Source organism: Bradyrhizobium sp. (assembly GCF_049586575.1).
Lineage (GTDB): Bacteria > Pseudomonadota > Alphaproteobacteria > Rhizobiales > Xanthobacteraceae > Bradyrhizobium.
Map to the genome: position 1 here is coordinate 1 of NZ_JBAVCF010000178.1, position 20,751 is coordinate 20,751.

Annotated in this window: 23 protein-coding genes, 1 tRNA gene and 1 pseudogene; 12 read left to right on the plus strand and 13 right to left on the minus strand. The window is 60.3% G+C overall.

What is annotated here, in order from left to right; translation table 11 throughout:
- The 3 genes from WB528_RS06860 to WB528_RS06870 form a co-directional block, all read right to left on the minus strand.
- Nucleotides 1–774 carry a Crp/Fnr family transcriptional regulator gene (locus WB528_RS06860; protein WP_423887669.1) on the minus strand — a complete coding sequence of 258 codons (774 nt, stop codon included), beginning with the start codon at nt 772–774 and terminating at the stop codon, nt 1–3.
- Between the two features lie 137 nt (nt 775–911).
- Nucleotides 912–1,316 (minus strand): response regulator, encoded by a 405-nt coding sequence (locus WB528_RS06865; RefSeq protein ID WP_423887670.1) that lies wholly within the window; start codon nt 1,314–1,316, stop codon nt 912–914.
- 4 nt (nt 1,317–1,320) lie between these two features.
- Entirely contained in the window at nt 1,321–1,512 is a 192-nt protein-coding gene (locus tag WB528_RS06870; RefSeq protein WP_423887671.1) for a hypothetical protein, read from the minus strand.
- Between the two features lie 241 nt (nt 1,513–1,753).
- Between WB528_RS06870 and WB528_RS06875 the strand changes: the two genes are divergently transcribed.
- Nucleotides 1,754–2,389, plus strand: a complete 636-nt coding sequence (locus tag WB528_RS06875; RefSeq protein ID WP_423887672.1) for an SOUL family heme-binding protein — start codon at nt 1,754–1,756, stop codon at nt 2,387–2,389.
- 932 nt (nt 2,390–3,321) lie between these two features.
- Here the strand turns inward: WB528_RS06875 and WB528_RS06880 are convergent.
- Together WB528_RS06880 and WB528_RS06885 are read right to left on the minus strand one after the other, a co-directional pair.
- Nucleotides 3,322–3,528, minus strand: a pseudogene (locus WB528_RS06880) (P-type conjugative transfer ATPase TrbB); the annotation flags it as partial.
- Nucleotides 3,529–3,552: 24 nt separating this feature from the next.
- On the minus strand, nt 3,553–4,560 hold the full coding sequence (locus WB528_RS06885) for a helix-turn-helix domain-containing protein (RefSeq protein WP_423887673.1): 1,008 nt from the start codon (nt 4,558–4,560) through the stop codon (nt 3,553–3,555).
- A 188-nt stretch (nt 4,561–4,748) separates the two neighbouring features.
- Between WB528_RS06885 and WB528_RS06890 the strand changes: the two genes are divergently transcribed.
- The 3 genes from WB528_RS06890 to WB528_RS06900 all read left to right on the plus strand — a co-directional run bounded on the left by WB528_RS06890 (nt 4,749) and on the right by WB528_RS06900 (nt 7,981).
- Nucleotides 4,749–6,755: a tannase/feruloyl esterase family alpha/beta hydrolase gene (locus WB528_RS06890; protein WP_423887674.1), complete on the plus strand. Its 2,007-nt coding sequence runs from the start codon at nt 4,749–4,751 to the stop codon at nt 6,753–6,755.
- A gap of 181 nt (nt 6,756–6,936) precedes the next feature.
- Nucleotides 6,937–7,563, plus strand: coding sequence for an invasion associated locus B family protein (locus WB528_RS06895; RefSeq protein ID WP_423887675.1), 627 nt, complete (start codon nt 6,937–6,939; stop codon nt 7,561–7,563).
- A 193-nt stretch (nt 7,564–7,756) separates the two neighbouring features.
- The gene (locus WB528_RS06900; RefSeq protein WP_423887676.1) at nt 7,757–7,981 is read left to right on the plus strand and encodes a hypothetical protein; all 225 of its coding nucleotides are present in this window, start codon (nt 7,757–7,759) and stop codon (nt 7,979–7,981) included.
- A gap of 9 nt (nt 7,982–7,990) precedes the next feature.
- On the opposite strand, the gene WB528_RS06905 is transcribed toward WB528_RS06900, so the two are convergent.
- A tRNA-Leu gene (locus WB528_RS06905) sits at nt 7,991–8,075 on the minus strand.
- A 99-nt stretch (nt 8,076–8,174) separates the two neighbouring features.
- Entirely contained in the window at nt 8,175–8,417 is a 243-nt protein-coding gene (locus tag WB528_RS06910) for a FliM/FliN family flagellar motor switch protein (protein WP_422256348.1), read from the minus strand.
- A gap of 67 nt (nt 8,418–8,484) precedes the next feature.
- Between WB528_RS06910 and lipB the strand changes: the two genes are divergently transcribed.
- Nucleotides 8,485–9,210, plus strand: coding sequence for a lipoyl(octanoyl) transferase LipB (gene lipB / locus WB528_RS06915; protein WP_423887677.1), 726 nt, complete (start codon nt 8,485–8,487; stop codon nt 9,208–9,210).
- Between the two features lie 171 nt (nt 9,211–9,381).
- Nucleotides 9,382–9,699: a hypothetical protein gene (locus WB528_RS06920; RefSeq protein ID WP_423887678.1), complete on the plus strand. Its 318-nt coding sequence runs from the start codon at nt 9,382–9,384 to the stop codon at nt 9,697–9,699.
- Nucleotides 9,700–9,752: 53 nt separating this feature from the next.
- Here the strand turns inward: WB528_RS06920 and WB528_RS06925 are convergent, their stop codons facing one another.
- Genes WB528_RS06925 through WB528_RS06940 form a run of 4 tightly spaced genes read right to left on the minus strand, consistent with a single transcriptional unit; the run spans nt 9,753 to nt 13,843 of the window.
- Nucleotides 9,753–10,607, minus strand: a complete 855-nt coding sequence (locus WB528_RS06925; protein ID WP_423887679.1) for a class II aldolase/adducin family protein — start codon at nt 10,605–10,607, stop codon at nt 9,753–9,755.
- Between the two features lie 39 nt (nt 10,608–10,646).
- Nucleotides 10,647–10,946: an acylphosphatase gene (locus tag WB528_RS06930; RefSeq protein WP_423887680.1), complete on the minus strand. Its 300-nt coding sequence runs from the start codon at nt 10,944–10,946 to the stop codon at nt 10,647–10,649.
- Nucleotides 10,943–11,809, minus strand: coding sequence for an isocitrate lyase/PEP mutase family protein (locus WB528_RS06935; RefSeq protein ID WP_423887681.1), 867 nt, complete (start codon nt 11,807–11,809; stop codon nt 10,943–10,945). The genes WB528_RS06930 and WB528_RS06935 overlap by 4 nt, the downstream gene beginning before the upstream one ends.
- A gap of 18 nt (nt 11,810–11,827) precedes the next feature.
- Nucleotides 11,828–13,843, minus strand: a complete 2,016-nt coding sequence (locus WB528_RS06940) for an acetyl-CoA carboxylase biotin carboxylase subunit (protein WP_423887682.1) — start codon at nt 13,841–13,843, stop codon at nt 11,828–11,830.
- Nucleotides 13,844–14,072: 229 nt separating this feature from the next.
- Between WB528_RS06940 and WB528_RS06945 the strand changes: the two genes are divergently transcribed.
- The 4 genes from WB528_RS06945 to WB528_RS06960 all read left to right on the plus strand — a co-directional run bounded on the left by WB528_RS06945 (nt 14,073) and on the right by WB528_RS06960 (nt 17,237).
- On the plus strand, nt 14,073–14,825 hold the full coding sequence (locus WB528_RS06945; protein ID WP_423887683.1) for a thermonuclease family protein: 753 nt from the start codon (nt 14,073–14,075) through the stop codon (nt 14,823–14,825).
- Between the two features lie 91 nt (nt 14,826–14,916).
- On the plus strand, nt 14,917–15,096 hold the full coding sequence (locus WB528_RS06950) for a hypothetical protein (RefSeq protein WP_423887690.1): 180 nt from the start codon (nt 14,917–14,919) through the stop codon (nt 15,094–15,096).
- Complete coding sequence (locus tag WB528_RS06955) at nt 15,029–15,289, plus strand: Crp/Fnr family transcriptional regulator (protein ID WP_423887684.1); 261 nt, start codon at nt 15,029–15,031, stop codon at nt 15,287–15,289. Before WB528_RS06950 ends, WB528_RS06955 begins: the two co-directional genes overlap by 68 nt.
- Nucleotides 15,290–15,389: 100 nt before the next feature.
- A complete protein-coding gene (locus tag WB528_RS06960; RefSeq protein WP_423887685.1) occupies nt 15,390–17,237 on the plus strand; it encodes an alkaline phosphatase family protein in 1,848 nt (615 codons plus the stop codon).
- Nucleotides 17,238–17,272: 35 nt separating this feature from the next.
- Here the strand turns inward: WB528_RS06960 and WB528_RS06965 are convergent, their stop codons facing one another.
- Nucleotides 17,273–17,842 carry a hypothetical protein gene (locus tag WB528_RS06965; protein ID WP_423887686.1) on the minus strand — a complete coding sequence of 190 codons (570 nt, stop codon included), beginning with the start codon at nt 17,840–17,842 and terminating at the stop codon, nt 17,273–17,275.
- Nucleotides 17,843–18,219: 377 nt separating this feature from the next.
- On the opposite strand from WB528_RS06965, the gene WB528_RS06970 reads away from it, so the two are divergent.
- Nucleotides 18,220–18,879 carry a peroxiredoxin gene (locus tag WB528_RS06970; RefSeq protein ID WP_423887687.1) on the plus strand — a complete coding sequence of 220 codons (660 nt, stop codon included), beginning with the start codon at nt 18,220–18,222 and terminating at the stop codon, nt 18,877–18,879.
- 61 nt (nt 18,880–18,940) lie between these two features.
- Here WB528_RS06970 and WB528_RS06975 read toward each other — a convergent pair whose 3' ends face one another.
- Nucleotides 18,941–19,342: a DUF2177 family protein gene (locus WB528_RS06975; RefSeq protein ID WP_423887688.1), complete on the minus strand. Its 402-nt coding sequence runs from the start codon at nt 19,340–19,342 to the stop codon at nt 18,941–18,943.
- Between the two features lie 276 nt (nt 19,343–19,618).
- Here WB528_RS06975 and WB528_RS06980 point away from each other — a divergent pair.
- Nucleotides 19,619–20,751: cryptochrome/photolyase family protein (locus WB528_RS06980; protein WP_423887689.1), on the plus strand; the 1,133-nt coding region annotated here is incomplete at its 3' end.

Consider the following 20,751-nt stretch of genomic DNA (forward strand, 5'->3'; position numbering starts at 1 on the left):
TCAGTCATTTTCGGTCTGGTCGCTTCGGCTTTTGTTGTGGCCCGGAACCGCGGTCGACGGCGGCATGAGGAATGCGTCAAAGCGCTCTTTCACGATCGCGTAGCATTCGCACGACGCCTTCTCCAGGCCCGGACGATCCAACACCTGAATCGCTCCCCGGTGATAGCTGATAAGGCCCGCGGTCTGCATCGACTGGGCGGCAAGCGTCACGGATTTCCGGTTGGCGCCCAGGATATGGGAAAGAAACTCGTGGGTGTAAGGTAGTGCTTCGCCCTCGGCCCTGTCATGCATCATCAAGAGCCAGCGGCACATCCGCTCCTCCGTCGAATGCATCGCGTTGCATGCCACCGTCTGCTGGACCTGAGACAACAGCGTTTCGGAGTAGCTCACGAACAGATCGCGTACATGCTCGCTGTTCCTGAATTCGTAGTGCAGCAGCTCGATGGGACACCGGACAGTATGACCTTCCAGTTGCACGATGCACCTGTTAAAGGAGACGCGGCTGTACATGGCGGCGAACAGGCCGAATGCGCCTTCGCGGCCGATGTTCGCGGTCTCGATCGCCGCGCCATTCTCCAGCAAGGTCAGCAGCGACAGCACAGAACCCTGGGGGAAATAGGCATGCTTGAGCAGGCCCCCCGCGTCGCAGACCATATCGCCAAGCTTGAACGAGATCGGCTCAAGATGGGGATCTATTCGGTTGCGGCTGGCAGGCTCCATCGCGCCCAGTAGTCGATTGCTGCGCAGATCATGGTCCGTCTGCACCTTGGCCATCGCGGTGTGTCGCTTCGGACCCGCTTCCTGCGTAATCCGGACGACGGGCATGTCGGTAGGAGCGCGTGGGATCGAGACTGTCACTTTCACACTCTTTCTGCACTCGAGTCTGAGCAAAAGAGCTCATTCAGCCGGTGTTAAATTGCCACACTCGATGGGCAAGAACTGACGAGCGAACGAAGTTGCTCGGCCAACGCCGATGCCTGGTAAGGCTTTTCAACAAAGCAACTGTTCGACGGGAGATCGGAGAGCAGAAGCCGCTGTTTGCCTGACACAACCAATATCTTGATCGGCGGCCAGCGGTCGCGCACGGCATGGGCCAGTTTCAGCCCATCCATGCTCCCGGGCATGTTGATGTCCGTGAACAGCAACGTGATATCGGCCCGCGATTCCAGCAAGATAACCGCTTCGTCCGCATCCTGGGCCTCGATCGCAATGAAACCCGCTTGCTCGACGACTTCGACGGCAAGCATGCGAAGCAGCGGTTCATCCTCCACAACCAGGACGACTTGCGGAGCTTTGCCGGTAGTTGTGCTCATCATTAACTCAAATCCTTATCACCCCCGGTGTCGTGGTCGGCTCGTTCGCTTCATCGGACCATCGCTGCGCCATCCGAAGGCAATGCGCCTTCAGGTCTGGGTCGAGCGTTTCCTTTGCGAGTTCTCCGAGGTCCGAGGCCAAACGCAGGCATTCGAGCTCCCGCTTCCAATCGTCTCGTCTGTCGTTCGGATCAGACATGTCGTGCACTCCCAAGCCGGGAGGTGAGTAGTCGCACACCGATGCTGCCGATGTCGGTGGTCCAGACCACAGAACCGAAGGGTGGTACGTTTTCTCTCGGCTTGAACGCGGCTGGGATCTCACCTATCTGCCCAAGGTTCGATCATTCGCAGCTTAAATTCGGAGGTTGAATATTTCCGTCAGACACGCAGGTTGTCCCGCGGGTGCTGGCAGTTACATGAAATAGAAGGAAATCTACCGAGTGTGGCAATCGATCAGCTATTATGGAGTACTCGTCCTTGAATCCGTTCTCGGCGTGTTCGGCATCCGGCTTTACGAAGAGCCGCGATATGACGTGATCGATCGCATCGGCAATCGCGTAGAAATTCGCCGCTATAGCCCGCGCCTTGCGGCACAAGTCGATCTAGTCTCCGCCGACGATGCTGGTCGGAGCCAGGCGTTTCGATTGCTATTCGCGTACATCGCAGGAGCCAACCGCGCGCCGGCATTCGGACAAGACACCATCGCCATGACCACGCCCGTCGAAGTGAGCGGCAAGGAATTGATGGCCATGACCGTGCCGGTGGAAACGTTGGATAGCGCCGACGCCGGACACATGAGGTTCTTCCTGCCTTCAAAATACAGCCTAGACACGGCACCAAAACCACAGAACCCGGGGGTCCGGCTGGTCACGGTTTCGCAAGAGATTATAGCCACCTTGCGTTTTTCCGGCTCGGCAACCGACGTCACCGAACGAAAGGCCGAGCTAATCGCGATACTCGCAGACACGGCATGGCGGCCCACCAGCGAACCTTATACCCTGTTCTACGATGCTCCGTTCACTCTGCCTTTTCTGCGGAGAAACGAAGCCGCGGTCGCGATTGCAAAAAAGCCCTGAACAAGCCCTCGGCAACTCTGCTCCGGATGTCTGGGTTGGGTCAACGGATCATACCAGAAGCAAGTCCCGCCATGTCCGTACTCCATCGAAGCGGAAGCAAGTTCGAGAATTGGCAGATCATTGACGGACCGTTACCAGCTGATGGTGCGGTCGCGCACCTCTGCGAGCGGATTCTGATCCGCTAACGATCCGTCTGTTTGATCTGAATTACCTCCTGAGAAGTTTTCTGGGCCAGGGTCTGAATCGTCCGCAACAATTCCCGCGTTGCATAGATCAGCTTTTGCCGTCCGACGGCCCCTTCGACCGAAGGCTGGCCCTTGCCGCGGACGTTACGAGCCTTCCTGGGCTCGGACGATTTGGGATTCGACGGTTTAGGCCTCGATAGTGGCGTTTTGCGTGGCATGTAGTTCGACTAGCTTGGAGAATGCACGCCCGTCAAGCGGTGCTAGCCTTCCATAACGAACCTGCAACGTGACCACCATAGTCCAGCGTCGCGTAAGCCGTCGCCGCGTCATCGTCACCTCGCGGGCTCTAGCAGAAGTACTGTAGCGCAAGAATGGCATCCGCCTCGTTAGCGCGAGATCAACGGAACTTTCGTGTAACGGTGGCTCCCCTCGCATTCAACAACGTTTCCGCCTCAATATTCTCATCCAGGCGCTCAAGCTAGTTTACACCGGAAGAATACAGTCGAGCATGTCTGTTGGATTCCGATAGTGGCGTTAGGCCTGCGTCAACCGATGCATCGCTATTTTTTGCGAAATTTCATGAGCGGCGCGCGGTTGGCGGCGCTGCTCGCACTTACATCATTCAAACGCATTGGAATTTCAATCAGTCTCCGGCTCCACGTAGCGCGCTTAGAACTCCGACCCCGAGGAGAGCACGCATAATTAATCAATCATCACAATTGTCGAAAGTCTTAAGTATTCACTTTCACGCGTTGTCCATTCGTCCTTTCTACAGCCAGCCGGGCACAAAGTCATGAACCCGGTGGCGACGTAGTCGTCCAGCGTGAACACGGCGACCGCTGGCTTCCGGATAGCAAAGGCCGGCGCTGCAACTACTGGAGGCAATAGGCCTTCGAAGCGCTCTCCCGTCTCAGGCAACTCGGTCGAGACATGTGGGCTGCCTGCGTGAACCTCAATCAGGCGAAGAACCTGGCAACGCTACCCCTCGCCACGCGCGTTACCTGGCAAGGTCCTTGCGGCCTCGGCTCTCCCCAATCGGGCCGTTTCGGAAGGCGTCTCGCCGTAAGCTGCACGATATCTCGCCGCAAAATGTCCCATGTGTGCGAAGCCCCACTTCAGCGCCACATCCTTGATCGACAACATATTCAGAGACGAAGACAATTCGGCCTGCGCCGCCTCAAGGCGGATCTCGCGCAAAAAGGCGAGCGGTGTGATGTTCCGAAATCGCCGAAATCCATATTGTAACGATCGCACGCTGATCCCTGATGCTTCCGCCACTTCGCTCAGGGTCAGCGGCTGATGCATGTTGGCGCGCATGAAATCGATCGCCTTTGTGATCCGGCGCGACGTGGCGTCGATCTGATGACGACGCAGGCGATCACTCACGCCATGCGGGAAGTTCAGAAAAACCAGCCGCAGGATGGATTCACCGAGCAGCGCCATCGATTTTTCAGACCGTATGGACGCATCATGCATTCCGGCGCCGAGGGCCTCGCCCAGCGCTCTGAGCATTCTTCCTCCTGGACTGGCAAGATCAAGTTGCGGGCTAAGCTCGCTGTTTTTCAGCGTGGCGCCCTCGCAAATATCGGAAAGGGTTCTTTGCACGGCAGCTACGTCGAATTCGAGAGTGACGTGCCCGTGCTTGCCGCGACCGGAATATGAGATCGAGCGAACATCCGGCACGCTCAGCGCGAGCGCGTAGTCCCGGTTGATTGCCACAGTTCGATTTCGAATTCTTGCACTCACCGTTCCCGAACTTGGCAGCACGAGGCCGAGTTTCTCCTTCTGCTGTGCAAATCGGCATGTCCAGTCGATCTCGGACTCAACCTCCCACCAGGAGAAGCCGCGCGCCGACGCAAATGTACCATGCCAGCGAAATGCGCTCTGGCCGCCATTCAGCTCTATTCTTGCGTGAGGCGCGAGCTGATGGAATATGCTGAGAAACTTCTCGAAGCTTTCATCGCGGCTGGAGAGATCGGTAAACATGAGGTCACCGCCGTCTCGGGTTGAGGTATCCGCCAACCAGTCTCGTGAAAATTCAATCCCAAACGCGCAGTCTTGTCCAGCGGGCGCAATCCGTCACGCGATAGGTGTTTCGCTGCAAACTTCCTGGCCCTAGGATCGTCAGACAAGCCGTTCAAAAGCGTCAAGCCTGTTTAAAGAGGGAGGAATTCATGCCGGGGATAAAGGCTATTGCACGCCTATCCATGATCGCCGCATTCGCAATCGTCGGCGGCATAGCTGCTCTTCCGAATCGTGTGGCTGCTGAACGACAGAAACCGCCACCGGTGGCGTGCTCGCAATTGCCGGCCAAACTGTTGGGCGGCAATATCAAATACGCGAACGCGCAGATCGTACCGGCCAATACGTCGCCCGGGCCGCAGTTTAACAACTTCACCGGCACGGCTCCGAGTTCGGCAAAAATCCCCGTCGCTTACTGTCTCGTGGTGTTGAGCTACAGTAGCACTCCGGCAAACGATCCGACGCCTCAGAACATCACCATCTACGTCGGCCTGCCGCTCAACTCGATGGACGGCGGCACAACCGGTGCTACCGTCAATCCACCCTTGAACTTCACGACAGTGGAAGGCAACTGGAACGGTCGCACTGAAGGTGAAGGCGGCGGCGGTTGCACCGGCAACACAAACGTCAATGCGACGGGCGCTGTCGCTAACGGCTTTGTCGGATCCGGCACCGACGGCGGACACGGCAATCCGACAGACGATCCCACCAATACGTGCGACCAGGGCGTGCTCAGCCTCGGCCACCTCAACAAGCAATATATCGCGGACTGGGTCTATAACGGACCTCAGCAGGAAATCCTTTGGTCGAAGAAGGTTGCCAACCTCTATTACGGTCGGGCGCCGCTCTACAACTACTGGAATGGCTGTTCGACCGGCGGTCATCAGGGCTATGCGTTGGCTCAAACGCTCGCCGACGAATTGGACGGCATTCTCGCGAGCGCGCCGGCGATGTACTGGACGCGTTTCCAGACAGCGCAGATGTGGGGCCAAATCGCGATGTTCGATATCGCCCAGGAAGTGATTCCGGCCGGAAAGCTGGCGGCCGTGCAAAACGCCGCGATCGCCGCGTGCGACAAGAACGACGGTGTGCAAGACGGCATTATCGATGACCCCCGGACCTGCACGTTCAACGCAAAGGCCAATGTCTGCGGTCAGCCGGGTGCGCCGGCGGCTCCGAACTGTCTGACCCCAACCGAAGCCAATGCAGTCAACGTCATGTGGGATGGCCCGCGCAACGATTCCGGCGAGAGAATCTGGTTTCCGATCGATCGCGGCACCGACTTCACGTTCTGGGACGGAAATGTGCCGTTCGGGCTCGCCCCGGTGCAGTTTGGATGGGATCTGGAAAATCCGGCTTACTACAACGCCGGCTCGTTCCCGGGCTCTTATCCCGGCTTCTGGGGAAACGTCGCACTGAATTCGACGACACAGCCTCCCGGCGCCGCGACAACCTACGCGGCCGTCGCGCAGGCTGGGTCGAACAACGTAGCCGACCTGACTGATACTTTCGACGACCTTGATGCATTCAAGGCAAGCGGCGCAAAGATGATCACATTCGTCGGTGCAAACGACGGTCTCATCATGCCGCGGGGCGTGATCAACTACTATCGGGTGATGGCCGAGCGTTACGCAGAGCGAGATCGGCCGTTTGCTGCGAGTTTCACAGACGCGTTTGACCACAATCCGTCCGATCGGTACCGCGGCATCCAGAAGTTCTACCGTCTGTTCCACGTTCCTGGGGTGAGTCACTGCGGCCTTGGCATTCTCAATCACCATAGCCTCGGGCCGTGGCCGCAGAACGGCGCTGACTTCAATGCGGTCATCAACTGGGTCGAGAATGGTGTTGCACCGAGCGAAGTAATTGGGACGGGTAACACGGCGGCACCTGCCTTCATCCCGGGGTCACCGACGACACTGACACGTCCGTTGTGCCCCTACCCGCAAACCGCAGTGTATAACGGTTCGGGTAACGTCAACGACGCTGCGAACTGGCGGTGCGGTGGCGATCTGGAGAGGGACATTCCCGTCGGTACTCCGCTTTCAGGGCCGTCGGGCCAGCCTGTGGCGTGCTACGACGTGCTCGCCAAACTCAAGCACGAGGTGCACGGACCACTCGACTTCGAGGGCAGCGGCGTCGACCCGGCCATCTGCCATTGATGAGAATGAAACAGGAAGAGACAGTGCGCGTACGGTTGCTGTCTCTGAAACGGGAATAACGACAAAGGCATGCGCAGCGATGCGCACGCCTTTGCGCTCCAATTCGCGGGTTTGGCCCAGGGGACTGCTTCTCATGATGCGTGGGACCGCGGCGGCCGCGATGAAGACAAGCCGAGTCAGCATGCTGGCAATGGTTGCGCTCACCCTAACGATTGGTCCGCACACGTTTGCCCAACAGCCGTCAAAAAATCCACCACTCCCGTCGGCGTCGCTCGATACGATGCAGATGATTTTTTCGCCATGGACCAGATACTGCGCCAACGGCCCGACGGAACAACCTTCCGAAATCGGGGCCAGGGAGGTCTGCTTCACCGCGGCAGACGGCCATCTTGCATCAGGACAGAAGCTCGCTATAGCCCTGCTGATAGAGCCGATGGGAAGCAATACGAAACTGTTGCGCATCACGCTCCCCTTGGGCGTGGCGCTAGTCCCAGGCGCTCGTATTGTGATCGACGAGAAAGAGGCGATGACTGCGCCATTTGTCGCCTGCCTGCCCAAAAATGGTTGCATGGCGGATTACAAAGCCGACGCCGATTTGATCGAGAAGCTGAAAAACGGGCGGAGTCTGGCGATTCAGGCCTTCGACAAAGGAAAGCCGATCAGCTTCACTTTGCCGCTCACCGACTTCGCGAAAGCGTATGATGGGCCTGCCACTGACCCCACCGGCTTGAGTGAGCTACACAAAAGCCTACCGAACGAACCGCACAGCCATTCCGAGGATGATCGCGATGCGCTCGACGGCAAGTGACAACAAGCAGGATGTGACGCAGCAACGCCCCGATGTTGCCTCACAGCCCTACCACATTAACCCGCGGTTGCCCGCCGCAGCAAACCGGGGCGAATGCGGTCCTGGCCGGCGTCAATGAGCCGAAGAAGAGCTGCATGGGGTTCGTAAAGCGCGCGCGGAGGTCGCCGCTTCCGCCGACTGTACCGAGAGCCAGATGATGGCAATGTTCGGCTGGACCGATCCAAAGATGCCGGCGCATTACATCGCGCAGGCCAACCGTGAGAAGCTCGGCTTCAGCGGCATGGACAAGGTTGTTGCGTTCGACCACAGCGAGTCAGCGGCTGATTTCGGGGCGAACGAGGCAGGGACGAATGCCGTGAACGGAGTGGTAACATTCCCGGGTAACATCCGGAAAAAAGACCAAGGATTTCAGGGCTAAACGTGGGTATGGTGCGCTCGGAGGGACTCGAACCCCCACGATGTTACTCACTGCCACCTCAAGGCAGCGCGTCTACCAATTCCGCCACGAGCGCGCAAAGAACGGCCGCGCGAGAGCGCGGCGACGGCGCCGATGTAACAAATCGGTAACGAGGGGACAAGGCCGCTGAGGGGGATTTTACCGGGCCGTCGAATCAACGGCTACCAACGGTTTTCGGCAGCATTTGCTTGACTTCGACCGCGATCCGGTTGCGGTCAACGAGCACAACGCCGGAGGCCACGGGCAAAGTGTTGGCGAGGATCTTGACTTCGTCGGCTTCGGTGGCGTCGAGTTCGATGATGGCCCCTCGGCTGAGGCGCATGACCTGATGAATCGGCATCGTCGTGGTTCCCAGAACCACCATGAGATCGACGCTAACTTTATCGAGGGTGGGCACTGGACAGACTACCGCACGGACAAACGCAAAATTGCGTGTCCCGACATCACCACGTTATGGTTAGCCGATGGTTAACGATCGTCAAAACCTCGATTTATCAGCCTTTGCGCGGGCGCCAAGTGGAGCGGGCGTGGAGTGGCTGATATCGGACAAAGCGATTCCCTACCCTGAGGCCGTTGCGCTAATGGAAGCCCGCGTCGCCGATATCGCCGCGGGACGTGCTGGCGAGTTGGTCTGGCTGCTGGAGCACCCTCCTCTCTACACCTCCGGCACATCAGGCAAGGCCACCGACCTGCTGGACCCGCGCTTTCCGATCTTTGCAAGCGGACGCGGCGGGCAACTCACCTATCACGGCCCCGGCCAGCGGGTGGCCTACGTGATGCTCGATCTGAAGCAGCGGCGGCCCGACGTCAGAGCCTATGTCGCAAGCCTCGAAGACTGGATCATCCGGACGCTGGCGGCGTTCAATGTTCGGGGCGAACGCCGCGAGGATCGCGTCGGCGTTTGGGTGACGCGGCCGGACAAGGGCGCGGGCTTTGAGGACAAGATCGCAGCAATTGGCGTGCGGCTGCGACGCTGGGTGTCGTTCCACGGCATCTCGATCAATGTCGAGCCGGAGCTCACTCACTTCCAGGCCATTGTTCCCTGCGGCGTGACCGACCCGCGCTACGGCGTCACCAGCCTCGCCGATCTCGGCTTGACCGCGACGTCAGCCGATGTCGATGTCGCGCTGCGGCAAGCGTTCGAGGACGTGTTCGGCGCCGAGCACCAGCGCCTGCCGGAGGCGAGCTAAGATCCGGCTTACGTCGCTCTCCGGACGCTGGCGGCCGCGTTCCGCGGCGCGGCGGCGAAGGCGTGATTTCATGAAAAAAGCCCCGCTAGCGCGGGCTTTGTATTGCCGGGAGGCGCGGTTAATTACCGGCGCGTACCGGTCTGATCGAGGGTCGATCCACTGGGGGAAGTATTGATCAGCGAGTTGCCGGAGGGATTAGCGGTCGCATTCGGATTGCCCGTCGCTCCGGGCCTCGCCTTCGCCTGGCCCGTGGTCGTTCCAGGCGGGTTAGTCCCCTGGACCGAGTTTGATAATCCGGACGCACTGCCGATCGAGTTCGATAATCCCGATACACTCCCGGCCGAGGAAGCACCGCTGGACGACGCGCCGGCCGATCCTCCGGCACCGGCGGCCTGCGCCAGTCCAATCGAACCCGCGAACGCAAACGCGCTCGCCAAAGTCATTGTCGCCAATTTCATGGGTCATTCCCTTGCTGTTGTGCCGGGATAACCCGAAAGGCGCGACCGATGTTCCCTCACCTCTTGATGAACACGGCGCCGCGGTTATTTGGCGAGTGTCGGCAAAACCTTCATCCGCCAAAGGTTCCAGATCCGATCCATGACCGCGAAATTGGTCTCGTCGGCTTTTGCGCCTTCGCCCGGTGTCAGATAGTTGGGTTCGCCGCCAAGCGCCAGCGCCTGCGCCTGAAGCTTGGCGTCGACGTCGGTATAGTAGGCGCGGAATACCGCCATCTTGACCGACGGGCCGACGGCGACATCGCCATGGCCGCGCATCAGCACCACCGGCTTGTCGCCGAGCGTTGCGGCCAGCGATTTGCCGATCGCGGAATTGCTGACCAGCATATTGGTTTCGCCAAAATCCTTGCGGATATCCCAGACCGGTACACCGACCGCAAGGAACGACGGGTTATGAAACATTGCGCGCAGCGGCACCTTGCTCACCGAGAAAGGAATGACGCCGGGAGAATGGGTGTGAACAACACCCATCGCGTCCGGACGCGCCCGGTAGATTTCGGCATGGATGAAACGCTCCAGAAAGACCTTCCGGCCTCGCGCATCCATCGGATTGCCGTCGAGATCGAACTCCATGATGTCGTCGGCGGTGACCAGTGCTGGCGCCAGCGAGCGGGACATCAGGAAATGGTTCGGATTGGTGGGACTGCGCGCACTGACGTGACCGAAGCCGTCGAGCACGCCAAAATCAGCCAGGACACGGCTGCCCACGGCGATATCTTCGAGCAAGGCCGGATCGACGCCTGGAAGTGAAGCGGACGGCGTTTGCGCCGAGGCGTCGATACGGCCGGCCAGAAGCGCAACCCCAACAAGCGCGCCGATGCACGCAAGACGCCCGCTTGCAGCCCAACGCTTCGTCCGCCGCTCCACGAATTTTCTTGTCATTGATCTCTCCCTTGAAGCCCGATTTTTTGAACCTCTGACTTAGATCGTCGGCAGAACCGAGAACGCCTGGCCCGCGCGCCGCAGTCCCAATGTATCCTCAGGCGCTGTCTCCTCCGCGACATCATCGACCCGCGCCGAAGACGGTCCACGCCGGCAGGACGCGACCATGTTAGTTACAACGTCCTCGGTCCCTTCGAACACAGCCTCGACACTGCCGTCGCGCCTGTTGCGTACCCAGCCTTGCAGGCCGTGGCGCTTCGCCCGATGTTCAACCCAGGCCCGGTAGCCCACACCCTGCACCCTGCCGCGGATCACCACCCGGCGGATGATGCCGTTCATCGCTTGGTCCCGAGAAATAGGGCCGATCGTGCGCCGACGAGGGTCTCGCGCGTCACCCGCGCGGTCAGATCGGCCGATGCGAGGCCCGTCAAGACCTTTGACGGCAATCCTTCGCGCAACGCTTTAAGCGTATCGTAGACCGCTTTGGTCGCCGCCGAGATCGGCGCGTGGCCTTGGAGCGCGATCCTGACCCGTTGCTCCCTGAGATAGGCGAGATCCGACATGGCTTCCGGCGCGCCACCGAGGATGAGAGGCAGCCGCGTAGCGCCGGAAATCGCTTCGAGTTCTGCCTTCGCCTTGATTCCAGTGAAAAACAGCGCATCGACGCCAGCGGCTTCATAGGCCCTGGCGCGCTCGATCGCATCGTCCAGTGAGGCGATGGACACGGCCCCCGTGCGTCCGACGATGACAAGCGAGGGATCGCGCCGTGCATCCAGCGCCGCCTTCACCTTGCCAAGGCCCTCTTCCAGCGAAATCAGCTGGGTCTTGGTCTCACCGAAAGCCTGAGGCAGCAACGTGTCCTCGATCGTCAAACCCGCGGCGCCGGCGGCTTCCAATTCCTCGATCGTGCGGCGAACATTGAGCGCGTTGCCATAGCCGTGGTCGGCATCGACCAGCACCGGCAATGCTGAGGCGCGCGACATCCGCCGCATCTGTTCGGCGAGTTCGGTGAGCGTGATCAGTGCAATATCGGGATCACCCAACACCGCGAGCGATGCAACCGAACCACCGAACATGCCGAGTTCAAAGCCGAGATCCTCGGCAATCCGGATCGAAATCGCGTCATAGACCGAGCCCGGACGGATGCAGGCAGAACTCGAAAGGGTCGCGCGTAACGTTTTGCGGCGTTTTTGGAAAGTCATCGCAGAAGTCTCTTGTTGTTAAGCGAATTCCAAAATCAGCGCATCCACCGCGAGCGTGGCGCCGGAGGTGGCGTAAATCTTTTTGACGGCGCCATCTCGCTCGGCGCGCAGCACGTTCTGCATCTTCATGGCCTCGATGACGGCGAGCGTTTCGCCAGCCTTGACTTCCTGGCCTTCGCTGACCGCAATGGAGATCACAAGACCCGGCATCGGACACAGCAATTTCTTGCCGGAATCGGAGGCCGTGGTCACCGGCATCAGCCTCGCTGCCGACGCTTCCGTTTCGGTGAAGACCTGAATGGCAACATCGAAGCCCTGATGCGAAAGCCGGAAGCCGTTGGGAACCGGCCGCACCTGCAACGCGATCTCTAGACCATCGATCTTGCCATGCCAGACCGGTTCTCCCGGCTTCCAGGACGAAGCCAGATGATGCGGCTGACCCGTCGCACCGTCGGCGTCGATAAAGTGGACCACGAGATCTTGGGCCTCGCGTGTGATCTCAAGCGGGACTTCCTCACGGCCGAGCCACACCGCGCGGCGGCGCTCGCGGTGTACGGGACGTCCGATCAACTGACCCGAAATCTGCCGCTTGCGTTCGCCGAGCACGTGATCGATGGCGGCGGCAACCGCGGCCAGCCGCCGCGCGACTTCCCCTTCCGGCGCGCGCGAGGCAAATCCACGTGGAAATTCTTCCGCAATGAAGCCCGTGGAAAGCCTGCCCTCGCGCCATCGCGGATGGTTCATCAGCGCCGACAGGAAAGGAATATTATGCCGGATGCCGTCGATATAAAATGAATCAAGCGCGGTGGATTGCGCCTCGATCGCAGCCGCCCGAGACGGCGCATGGGTGACGAGCTTGGCGATCATCGGATCGTAGTAGATCGATATCTCCCCACCCTCCTGCACGCCGGTGTCGTTGCGCACGGTCACGTCATCGGCCTCGCTTTCGGTCGGCGGCCGGTATTTTACGAGCCGGCCGACCGAGGGAAGGAAATTGCGGAACGGATCTTCGGCATATAGCCGCGACTCCACCGCCCACCCGGTCAGGGTTACGTCCTTTTGCGATAACGCGAGCTTCTCGCCGGCCGCGACGCGGATCATCTGCTCGACCAGATCGATTCCGGTGACGAGTTCGGTCACGGGATGTTCGACCTGCAAACGCGTATTCATCTCCAGGAAAAAGAAGCTCTTGTCCTGGCCCGCGACGAATTCGACGGTGCCGGCGGAATCGTAGTTCACGGCTTTCGCGAGCGCGACCGCCTGCTCGCCCATCTTGCGACGCGTGCTCTCGTCGAGCAGCGGCGACGGCGCCTCCTCGATGACCTTCTGGTTGCGACGCTGGATCGAACATTCGCGCTCGCCGAGATAGATCACGTTGCCGTGCTTGTCGCCGAGCACCTGAATTTCGATGTGGCGCGGATCGACGATGAATTTTTCGATGAACACCCGGTCGTCGCCGAAGGAGGCCTTGGCTTCGGCTTTGGCAAGGCCGAAGCCTTCGGCGACCTCGGCCTTGGAATGAGCGATCCGCATCCCCTTGCCGCCTCCGCCGGCAGAGGCCTTGATCATCACGGGATAGCCGATCTGGTCTGCGATCTTCACCGCCTGCTTGTCGTCTTCGATAACGCCGAGATGGCCGGGAACGGTCGACACCTTGGCGGCGGCCGCCGCCTTTTTGGATTCGATCTTGTCGCCCATCGCGGCAATCGCGCCTGGATTGGGGCCGATGAAGACGATGCCCGCTTTCTCAAGCGCGCGCGGAAACGCCTCGCGTTCGGATAGAAATCCGTAGCCGGGATGGACGGCTTCGGCGCCGGTCTTGCGGCAGGCCTCGACGATCTTGTCGATCAGCAGATAACTCTCGGCGGCTGCCGGCGGGCCGATAAAGACCGCCTCGTCGGCCATTTCGACATGAAGGGCGTCGCGGTCGGCCTCGGAATAGACGGCGACCGTCTCAATTCCCATCCGGCGGGCGGTCTTGATGATGCGGCAGGCGATCTCGCCGCGGTTGGCGATCAAAATTCGTTTGAACATTTGGGGCTTGCTTGCGAACCTTTTGGGGCGAGACCTCATTCCTACACTGCCACGTGGCGGCGGATGTCACAATTCGTCGTACAGCAAAACCGAACCGAGGCAACGGCTTATATACTGGAAAACCGAAACTCCATTGCTGCGGCGCGGCCGCCGCGTTCCGGTATGGCCCAGTCTTTGCTCCTGCTATAAAAATCCGTTATCGCGAACTTCACCCTGAGTCCTGATCTCGATGCGTTGGTCCATTCTGCTACTGGCGATGCTCGTTGCCAGCCCCAGCTTCGCCGCCAATTCGGCCGTGCGGGACGCCGATACCGTAGATGTTGGGGGCACTACCTTTCGGCTCAGCGGTATCGACGCGCCCGCGCCCGACCAGGTCTGCATCGACGACCATGCCGATAGCTGGGCCTGCGGCGCCGAGGCGCGCGATCAACTGACCAACCTGATTGGCGGTCGCAATGTCCATTGCGAGGACCTAGGTGCAGATGCGACCTACAAGAAATGGCACCTCGGCATCTGTACCGCAGGCGACGACACCACGAGCCTGAACCAACTTCTGGTCCGACGTGGCTTTGCCGTGAATTTGGCACCGGGTGCGCAAGCCAGGTTCGGCGAAGACGAGGCCGACGCCAAAGCCAATCGCCGAGGGTTGTGGAAAGGCTGCTTCGTCATTCCGCGGAACTTTCGCGCAGGCCGAAAGGACGGCGCGCTGCTCGGTGGATCATGCCGCGCCGACAAGGACCGTGAAATACGGGAGGCAATATTTCCGCTTCAACCCGCGATGCCGCCGGGTTGCGCCATCAAAGGCAAATATGCGCTCCGCGCGCGCGTCACCGGCAATATCGGTATCTATCATCTTCAGGCGTGCCGCAGTTATCCGGCGCTAACTCGGCCCGACCGCTGGTTCTGTTCTGAAGACGACGCAAGGGCTGCCGGCTTCCGCAAGGCTTACAATTGCCGGCCCTTCACCCGGCAGAAAAGCTAGATGGCCGACGCAGCCGCGATCGTTGCTTTCCCATTCTTGCTCCGCCCTATGTCGGCTCCTAATGTAGCCAATCGGCCAATGGGGCTTTGCGATGAAGCAGGACACGGATTTCGGCATACTGACGGGCAGCAATATCGAGGCACAATTTCTCAAGGCCGGCAGCGTCATCTTTCGCGAAGGCGATGAGGCTAAAAGAGCTTTTTGTGATCAAAAGCGGACAAGTTCGGATTCAGATCGGCAACCGGACGGTGACGGAGCTGGCCGCGGATGACATTTTCGGCGAAATGGCCTTGATCGACAGCGAGCCGCGCAGCGCCACTGCGATCGCGGTCACCGACGTCGAGTTGGTGCCGGTGTCCGAAAGGCATTTCTTGTTTCTCGTCGACCAAACTCCCTATTTCGCCCTCAAGGTCATGCGCGTGCTGGCGCAACGGCTGAGGGTGACGAACAAAACGTTCGGTTAGAAGTACTTCAGACGATCTGTAACAATTCTGTCATCTGGCAAACCTAGACAAGAACCGGCCAGTCGGCCGTTCGTTTCGATTCTGTTGGGGAATTAAAAAAATGCGCCGCGCGATAATGCTGTCTGCCGGATTGATCCTTCTGTCCGCGAGTGCCGGCTTTTCGGAAACGAGCCGGCCCCACAACACCATCCTGTTTGTGCCGGACGGACTGCGCGGGCGGATCGTCACGCCGGAGACGGCTCCCGCCATGGCGGAGGTGCGCGACCGCGGCGTCAACTTCAAAAACTCCCACTCGATGTTTCCGACTTTCACGACAGCCAACGCGTCGGCAATGGCCACCGGCCATTACCTCGGCGATACCGGCGACTTCTCCAACACGATCTACACCGGCTATCCCGTCGCTCCCGCAGGCGGAACGGTAACTCCGTTTCTCGAAGCTGACCCCGTCATCCTCGATGCCGACGAGCATTTTGGCGGCGATTACCTGAACGAGGAAACCATTCTTAAGATGGCGCGCGCCAAAGGCTTCAGTACCGCTGCACTCGGCAAGCTCGGACCTACGCTGATTTTCGACCATACCGACAAGATCGGCGCCGAGGGCCTCCATTCGATCGTCGTTGACGATGCCACCGGCAGCAAAAACGGCGTGCCGCTGTCCGAGGAAGTGAAGACCGCGCTGACCAAGGCCGGCCTTCCGCTCGCCACGCCGCCGCGCGGCGATAACGGCAAAGCGGGCGATGCCAAGACGCCGGGCACGACGGTGCCGAATACGGCCCAACAGGCGTACCTTGTCGATGTCGCCACCAAAGTGGTGTTGCCGCTATTCAAGGCGCGCAACAAGCCGTTCGTGCTGGTGTTCTGGTCGCGCGATCCCGACGGCAGCCAGCACAATAACGGCGACAGCCTCAACACGGTGACCCCGGGTATCAACGGGCCTACTTCGCTCGCCGGCATCAGGAACGCCGACAACAACCTGGCCCAGTTGCGGAAAGCCCTCGACGAACTCGGCTTGGCCTCGGACACCAACATCGTGATCGCCTCCGACCACGGCTTCTCGACCATCTCCAAGGAAAGCAAGAGCAGCGCGTCAGCGAAGGTTTCTTACCCCGATACGCCCAAGGCCTTTCTTCCGCTTGGTTTTGTCGCGCTCGATCTTGCGCGAGCGCTAGATCTGCCTCTGTTTGACCCGAACGACAAAAACGCGAAGGTGGCGGACGGCGCGCACCCCAAGGCCGGCAATGGCCTGTTGGGCCAGGACCCCGCCAAGCCCGAACTCGTGGTCGCCACCAATGGCGGCTCGGACCTGATCTACCTGCCCAAACCAGACAAGAAGCTGGCGGATCGCACCGTCAAGGCGCTGCTCGAGCAGGATTACGTCAGCGGCATATTCGTGGACGACAAGCTTGGGCGTTTTCACGGCACCTTGCCGCTGTCGCAGATCGGCCTGAGGGGCAAGGCGGCGACACCGATGCCCTCGATTGTCGTCAACTTCCGCTCCTATGCGGAAGGATGCGGCGAGCCAAGCAATTGCTCGGTGGAAGTCGCGGATACGGTATTGCGCCAGGGACAGGGCATGCACGGCAGTTTTGGACGCGGCGATACGTTGAACTTCATGGCGGCGATCGGACCGGATTTCAAAGCCGGCTATGTCGATCCGCTGCCCGTCAACAATGCGGACGTTGGGATGACCATCACCGGCCTGATGGGCTTGCACGCGGCCAGCAATGGCGGCCTGACCGGCCGGATGATGTCGGAGGCGCTGCCGAACGGAATCGTTCCCAAAGTTGTCGACGGCACGGTCACGTCCAAACCGGCGGCCAACGGATTACGGACCGTGGTCAAGTATCAGCGTGTACTATCGCAGCGCTATTTCGACGTGGCGGGATTTCCGGGCCGGACCGTCGGTCTTGACGTAGACGCCGGCAAACAAAAAACGGCGGGGAAATGAAATAACCCGCCGTCCAGCTCTAAAATCGGCTTAATTTACATCCCGATATCGAAGGCGTTCGGCGCCTGCACAAACGCGCCGACAAGGGTGGCCACCAGCGCCGTCAAGGTGCGGTTGCGGCGCCGGGTGCCGCGCATCTGCTCGGCGATCCATTCCAGAACTTCGATATCGACGCCGGCGGACCTCACCGGTGCCCAGCTCTCGATCGCCGTTTCCGGCGCCAGGGCAACTGTCCGTGGCGGAACCGGCAGGCCCGAGGCCGAAGCAGCATGATGCACCACCGCCTTGGCGATCAGATCGTCGAAGCGTCCTGAGTCATTGCGCTCGGCCGCGGCGCCGTCAATCGCAAACAAGGCTTCGGCTTCAGCACGGCTGACCGGCTGATGCGCCACGGCGGAAGCGGTCAGGATGCGCTCACACCATCTCACGTCGTCAGCGTCCAGCTCTCGGGAGAAATGCACGCGGCCTTTGGTGGTCGGCCCCTCGCCGGTGATGACCCCGTCGCGGACAATCGTCAGCGCCCGGGCGGCGGTTTCACGGCAGGAAATTTCGGAGGGCTCAAGGGCAGCGGCAGGCTCGGCCGACGCGGCCAACGGGGCAGTCATAGGAATTACTCTTCTCAGTTTCTTGTTCGGGTTCGGGGCCAACAAAGCCCCGCCGGCGTAAACGAGTGGTTAACGATTCGAAACCCGACCCAGGAGATTTTCAGGGGTTGCGGTTTGTCGCGGTGACTTCAGTCGCGGTTCACGAATGCGGAGGCGGGCTTGTGGAAGCCATAAGCGGCAACATCGGGGCAGTCCCTTTGCTCCCCCGCGGAGCCGCGTCATTCTGCAACTGGCCAATTACCGAAAGAAGATGCTAGGACAACGGCCGCACAGAGAATAAACTTCCCTTTTTGGCACAGCCGTTCACTTGGGGTCGGCTGCCTCCTATACTCGAAGAGAACAATTTCACCCCCCAAGATGAACGATGAGGTTGACTGATGGCTCTCCCGATTGGCGCCGTAGCCCCGGATTTCGAGGCCCAAACCACCGAAGGCAAGATCAAGTTCCACGACTGGATCGGCAATAGCTGGGCGCTATTGTTTTCGCACCCGAAAGACTTCACTCCGGTCTGTACCACTGAACTCGGCGCGGTCGCAAAGCTGAAGCCGGAATTCGACAAGCGTGGTGTCAAGCTGATCGGCCTTTCTGTCGATCCGGTCGATCGGCACAGCAAGTGGGCGGAAGATATTCGCGAGACGCAAGGTACGGCGCCGAACTTCCCGATGATCGGGGACACCGATCTTCACGTCTCGAAACTCTACGACATGCTGCCGGCTGCGGCCTCCGGCGACGTCGCGACGCGAACGGCGGCCGACAATCAGACTGTCCGCAACGTCTTCGTCATCGGCCCGGACAAGAAGATCAAGCTCGTGCTGGTCTATCCGATGTCAACGGGACGCAATTTCCAGGAAATCCTGCGCGTCATCGATTCCCTGCAGCTCACGGCCAAGCATAGCGTGTCGACGCCGGCTGACTGGAAACAGGGTGAAGACGTGATCATTTCCGGCTCGGTGTCGGACGACCAAGCCAAAGCCAAGTGGCCCGCCGGCTGGAAGTCGCCGAAACCGTACATCCGCATTGTTCCGGCTCCGAAATAAGCCGCGCGCACCTCGATCGCAGCGAATGCCCGGCCAGCGCCGGGCATTTTCTTTTTGACGGTCACAGCCTCGGTGCGATCTGATCGGCGATCAAAAGCCCCGCCGTGGACGACAACGCCGTCACAAACGCGCCCCAGGACACGTCGACGATCGCCACGGGCCACGTCCAGTGCTTGAGCAGAGACAGCGAGGTCAAGTCGAAGGTCGCGTAACAGAACAGCCCGAACAGCGCGCCATAAAGCAGTGTCGACTGCCACGTCGCCCCCGTCGGCGCATTGACGAACACCAGCACGCCAGCGACATAGAGCAGATAGAACAGGACTGCGGGCAAAGGCCTGATCTCGCCCAACATGTCGCCGACTTCAGAGGTGAAGAAGCCCTTGGCGACCATCCCGAGGAACAGAAAATCCACAGGTACAAGCACGATCAATGTCGTCAGATAAAGAACAGCGCACCGCTTCACGCCACCCTCCGTGCTTTTCTCGCTTGCTCTCGATATAGTTACGCACCGAACCGGGCCGCGTTGCAATATTTGCGGCGGAGCGGATCTGACGCTCTCCTGGTGTCCCGATTCCGAAGTTCGCAGCATTTTACGGAGCCACGTTTCGAACTTCGGAATCGAAAGGACACTAGCAAACCTATTGATCTAGTGTGGCTTTGGTTCAGAAGTCCGCGTGACGAACCCTCGGCAGCAACGATGCGGGCTTCTGAACCGCCGCACTAGTGAGTTACCCGATTGATGGCCGATCGATCCGACGCTCCCTGCATTGTCTGGTTTCGCGACGACCTCCGCCTCTCCGATCATCCTGCGCTGCAGGCCGCCGCCGCGACCGGCCGGCCGCTGATCTGTCTTTACGTCTTCGACGAAACCAGCGAGCCGAGCGGCCCACGGCCGATCGGTGGCGCGGCCCGCTGGTGGCTGGCGCAATCGCTGCGGGTCCTTGAGAAGCGACTTGGTAGCCTGGGCGTACCGCTCCTGCTGCGGAAGGGAAACGCAACCAGGATCATCCTCGAGCTTGCGCGGGAAAGCAGCGCGCACGGTGTGTTCTACAACGAGATCGCGCAAGCATCGCACCGGGCCATCGAGAACGACATTGTCACCGCGCTTGGCGAGATTGACGTCCAGACCCACGGTTTTGCCGGCGATCTTTTGGCTGCGCCGGAATCCGTCCGGACCAAGGAAGGCCGGGGATTGCGGGTATTTACGCCGTTCTGGCGACGCGTGCAGGCGATGGGCGCACCGCCAAGCCCGCTGCCCGCCCCACTCCATTTGCGCGCCGGGGAAATCTTTGCTGGCGAAACCGTCGAAAACCTTCGTCTTGAGCCTACCCACCCGGATTGGGCCAGCGGATTACGCGAGACATGGACGCCGGGCGAAAACGCCGCTCAAAAGCGGCTTGAGAATTTTTTGAAAGAAAACCTCGCCGGCTATGCCAGCGACCGCGACCGGCCTGACCGCGATGGCACGTCGAGCCTCTCGCCGCATCTGCGCTTCGGCGAAATCAGCCCACGTCAGGTCTGGCACGCCGCGCAATTTGCTGCCGCCGAGCGCCCTGCTCTCGCTAGCGACGCCGACAAATTCCTGAGCGAACTCGGCTGGCGCGAATTCTGCCGGCATCTGTTGTTCGACGTGCCCGATCTCGCCACGCGCAGTCTGCAACCCTCTTTCGACGCTTTTCCCTGGCAGCACGACAAAAAGGCGCTTGCCGCCTGGCAGCGCGGCCAAACTGGCTATCCCATCGTCGATGCGGGCATGCGCCAGATCTGGCAGACCGGTGTCATGCATAATCGGGTGCGGATGGTGGTGGCCTCGTTCCTGGTCAAACACCTCCTGATCGATTGGCGCGAAGGCGAGCACTGGTTTTGGGCCAC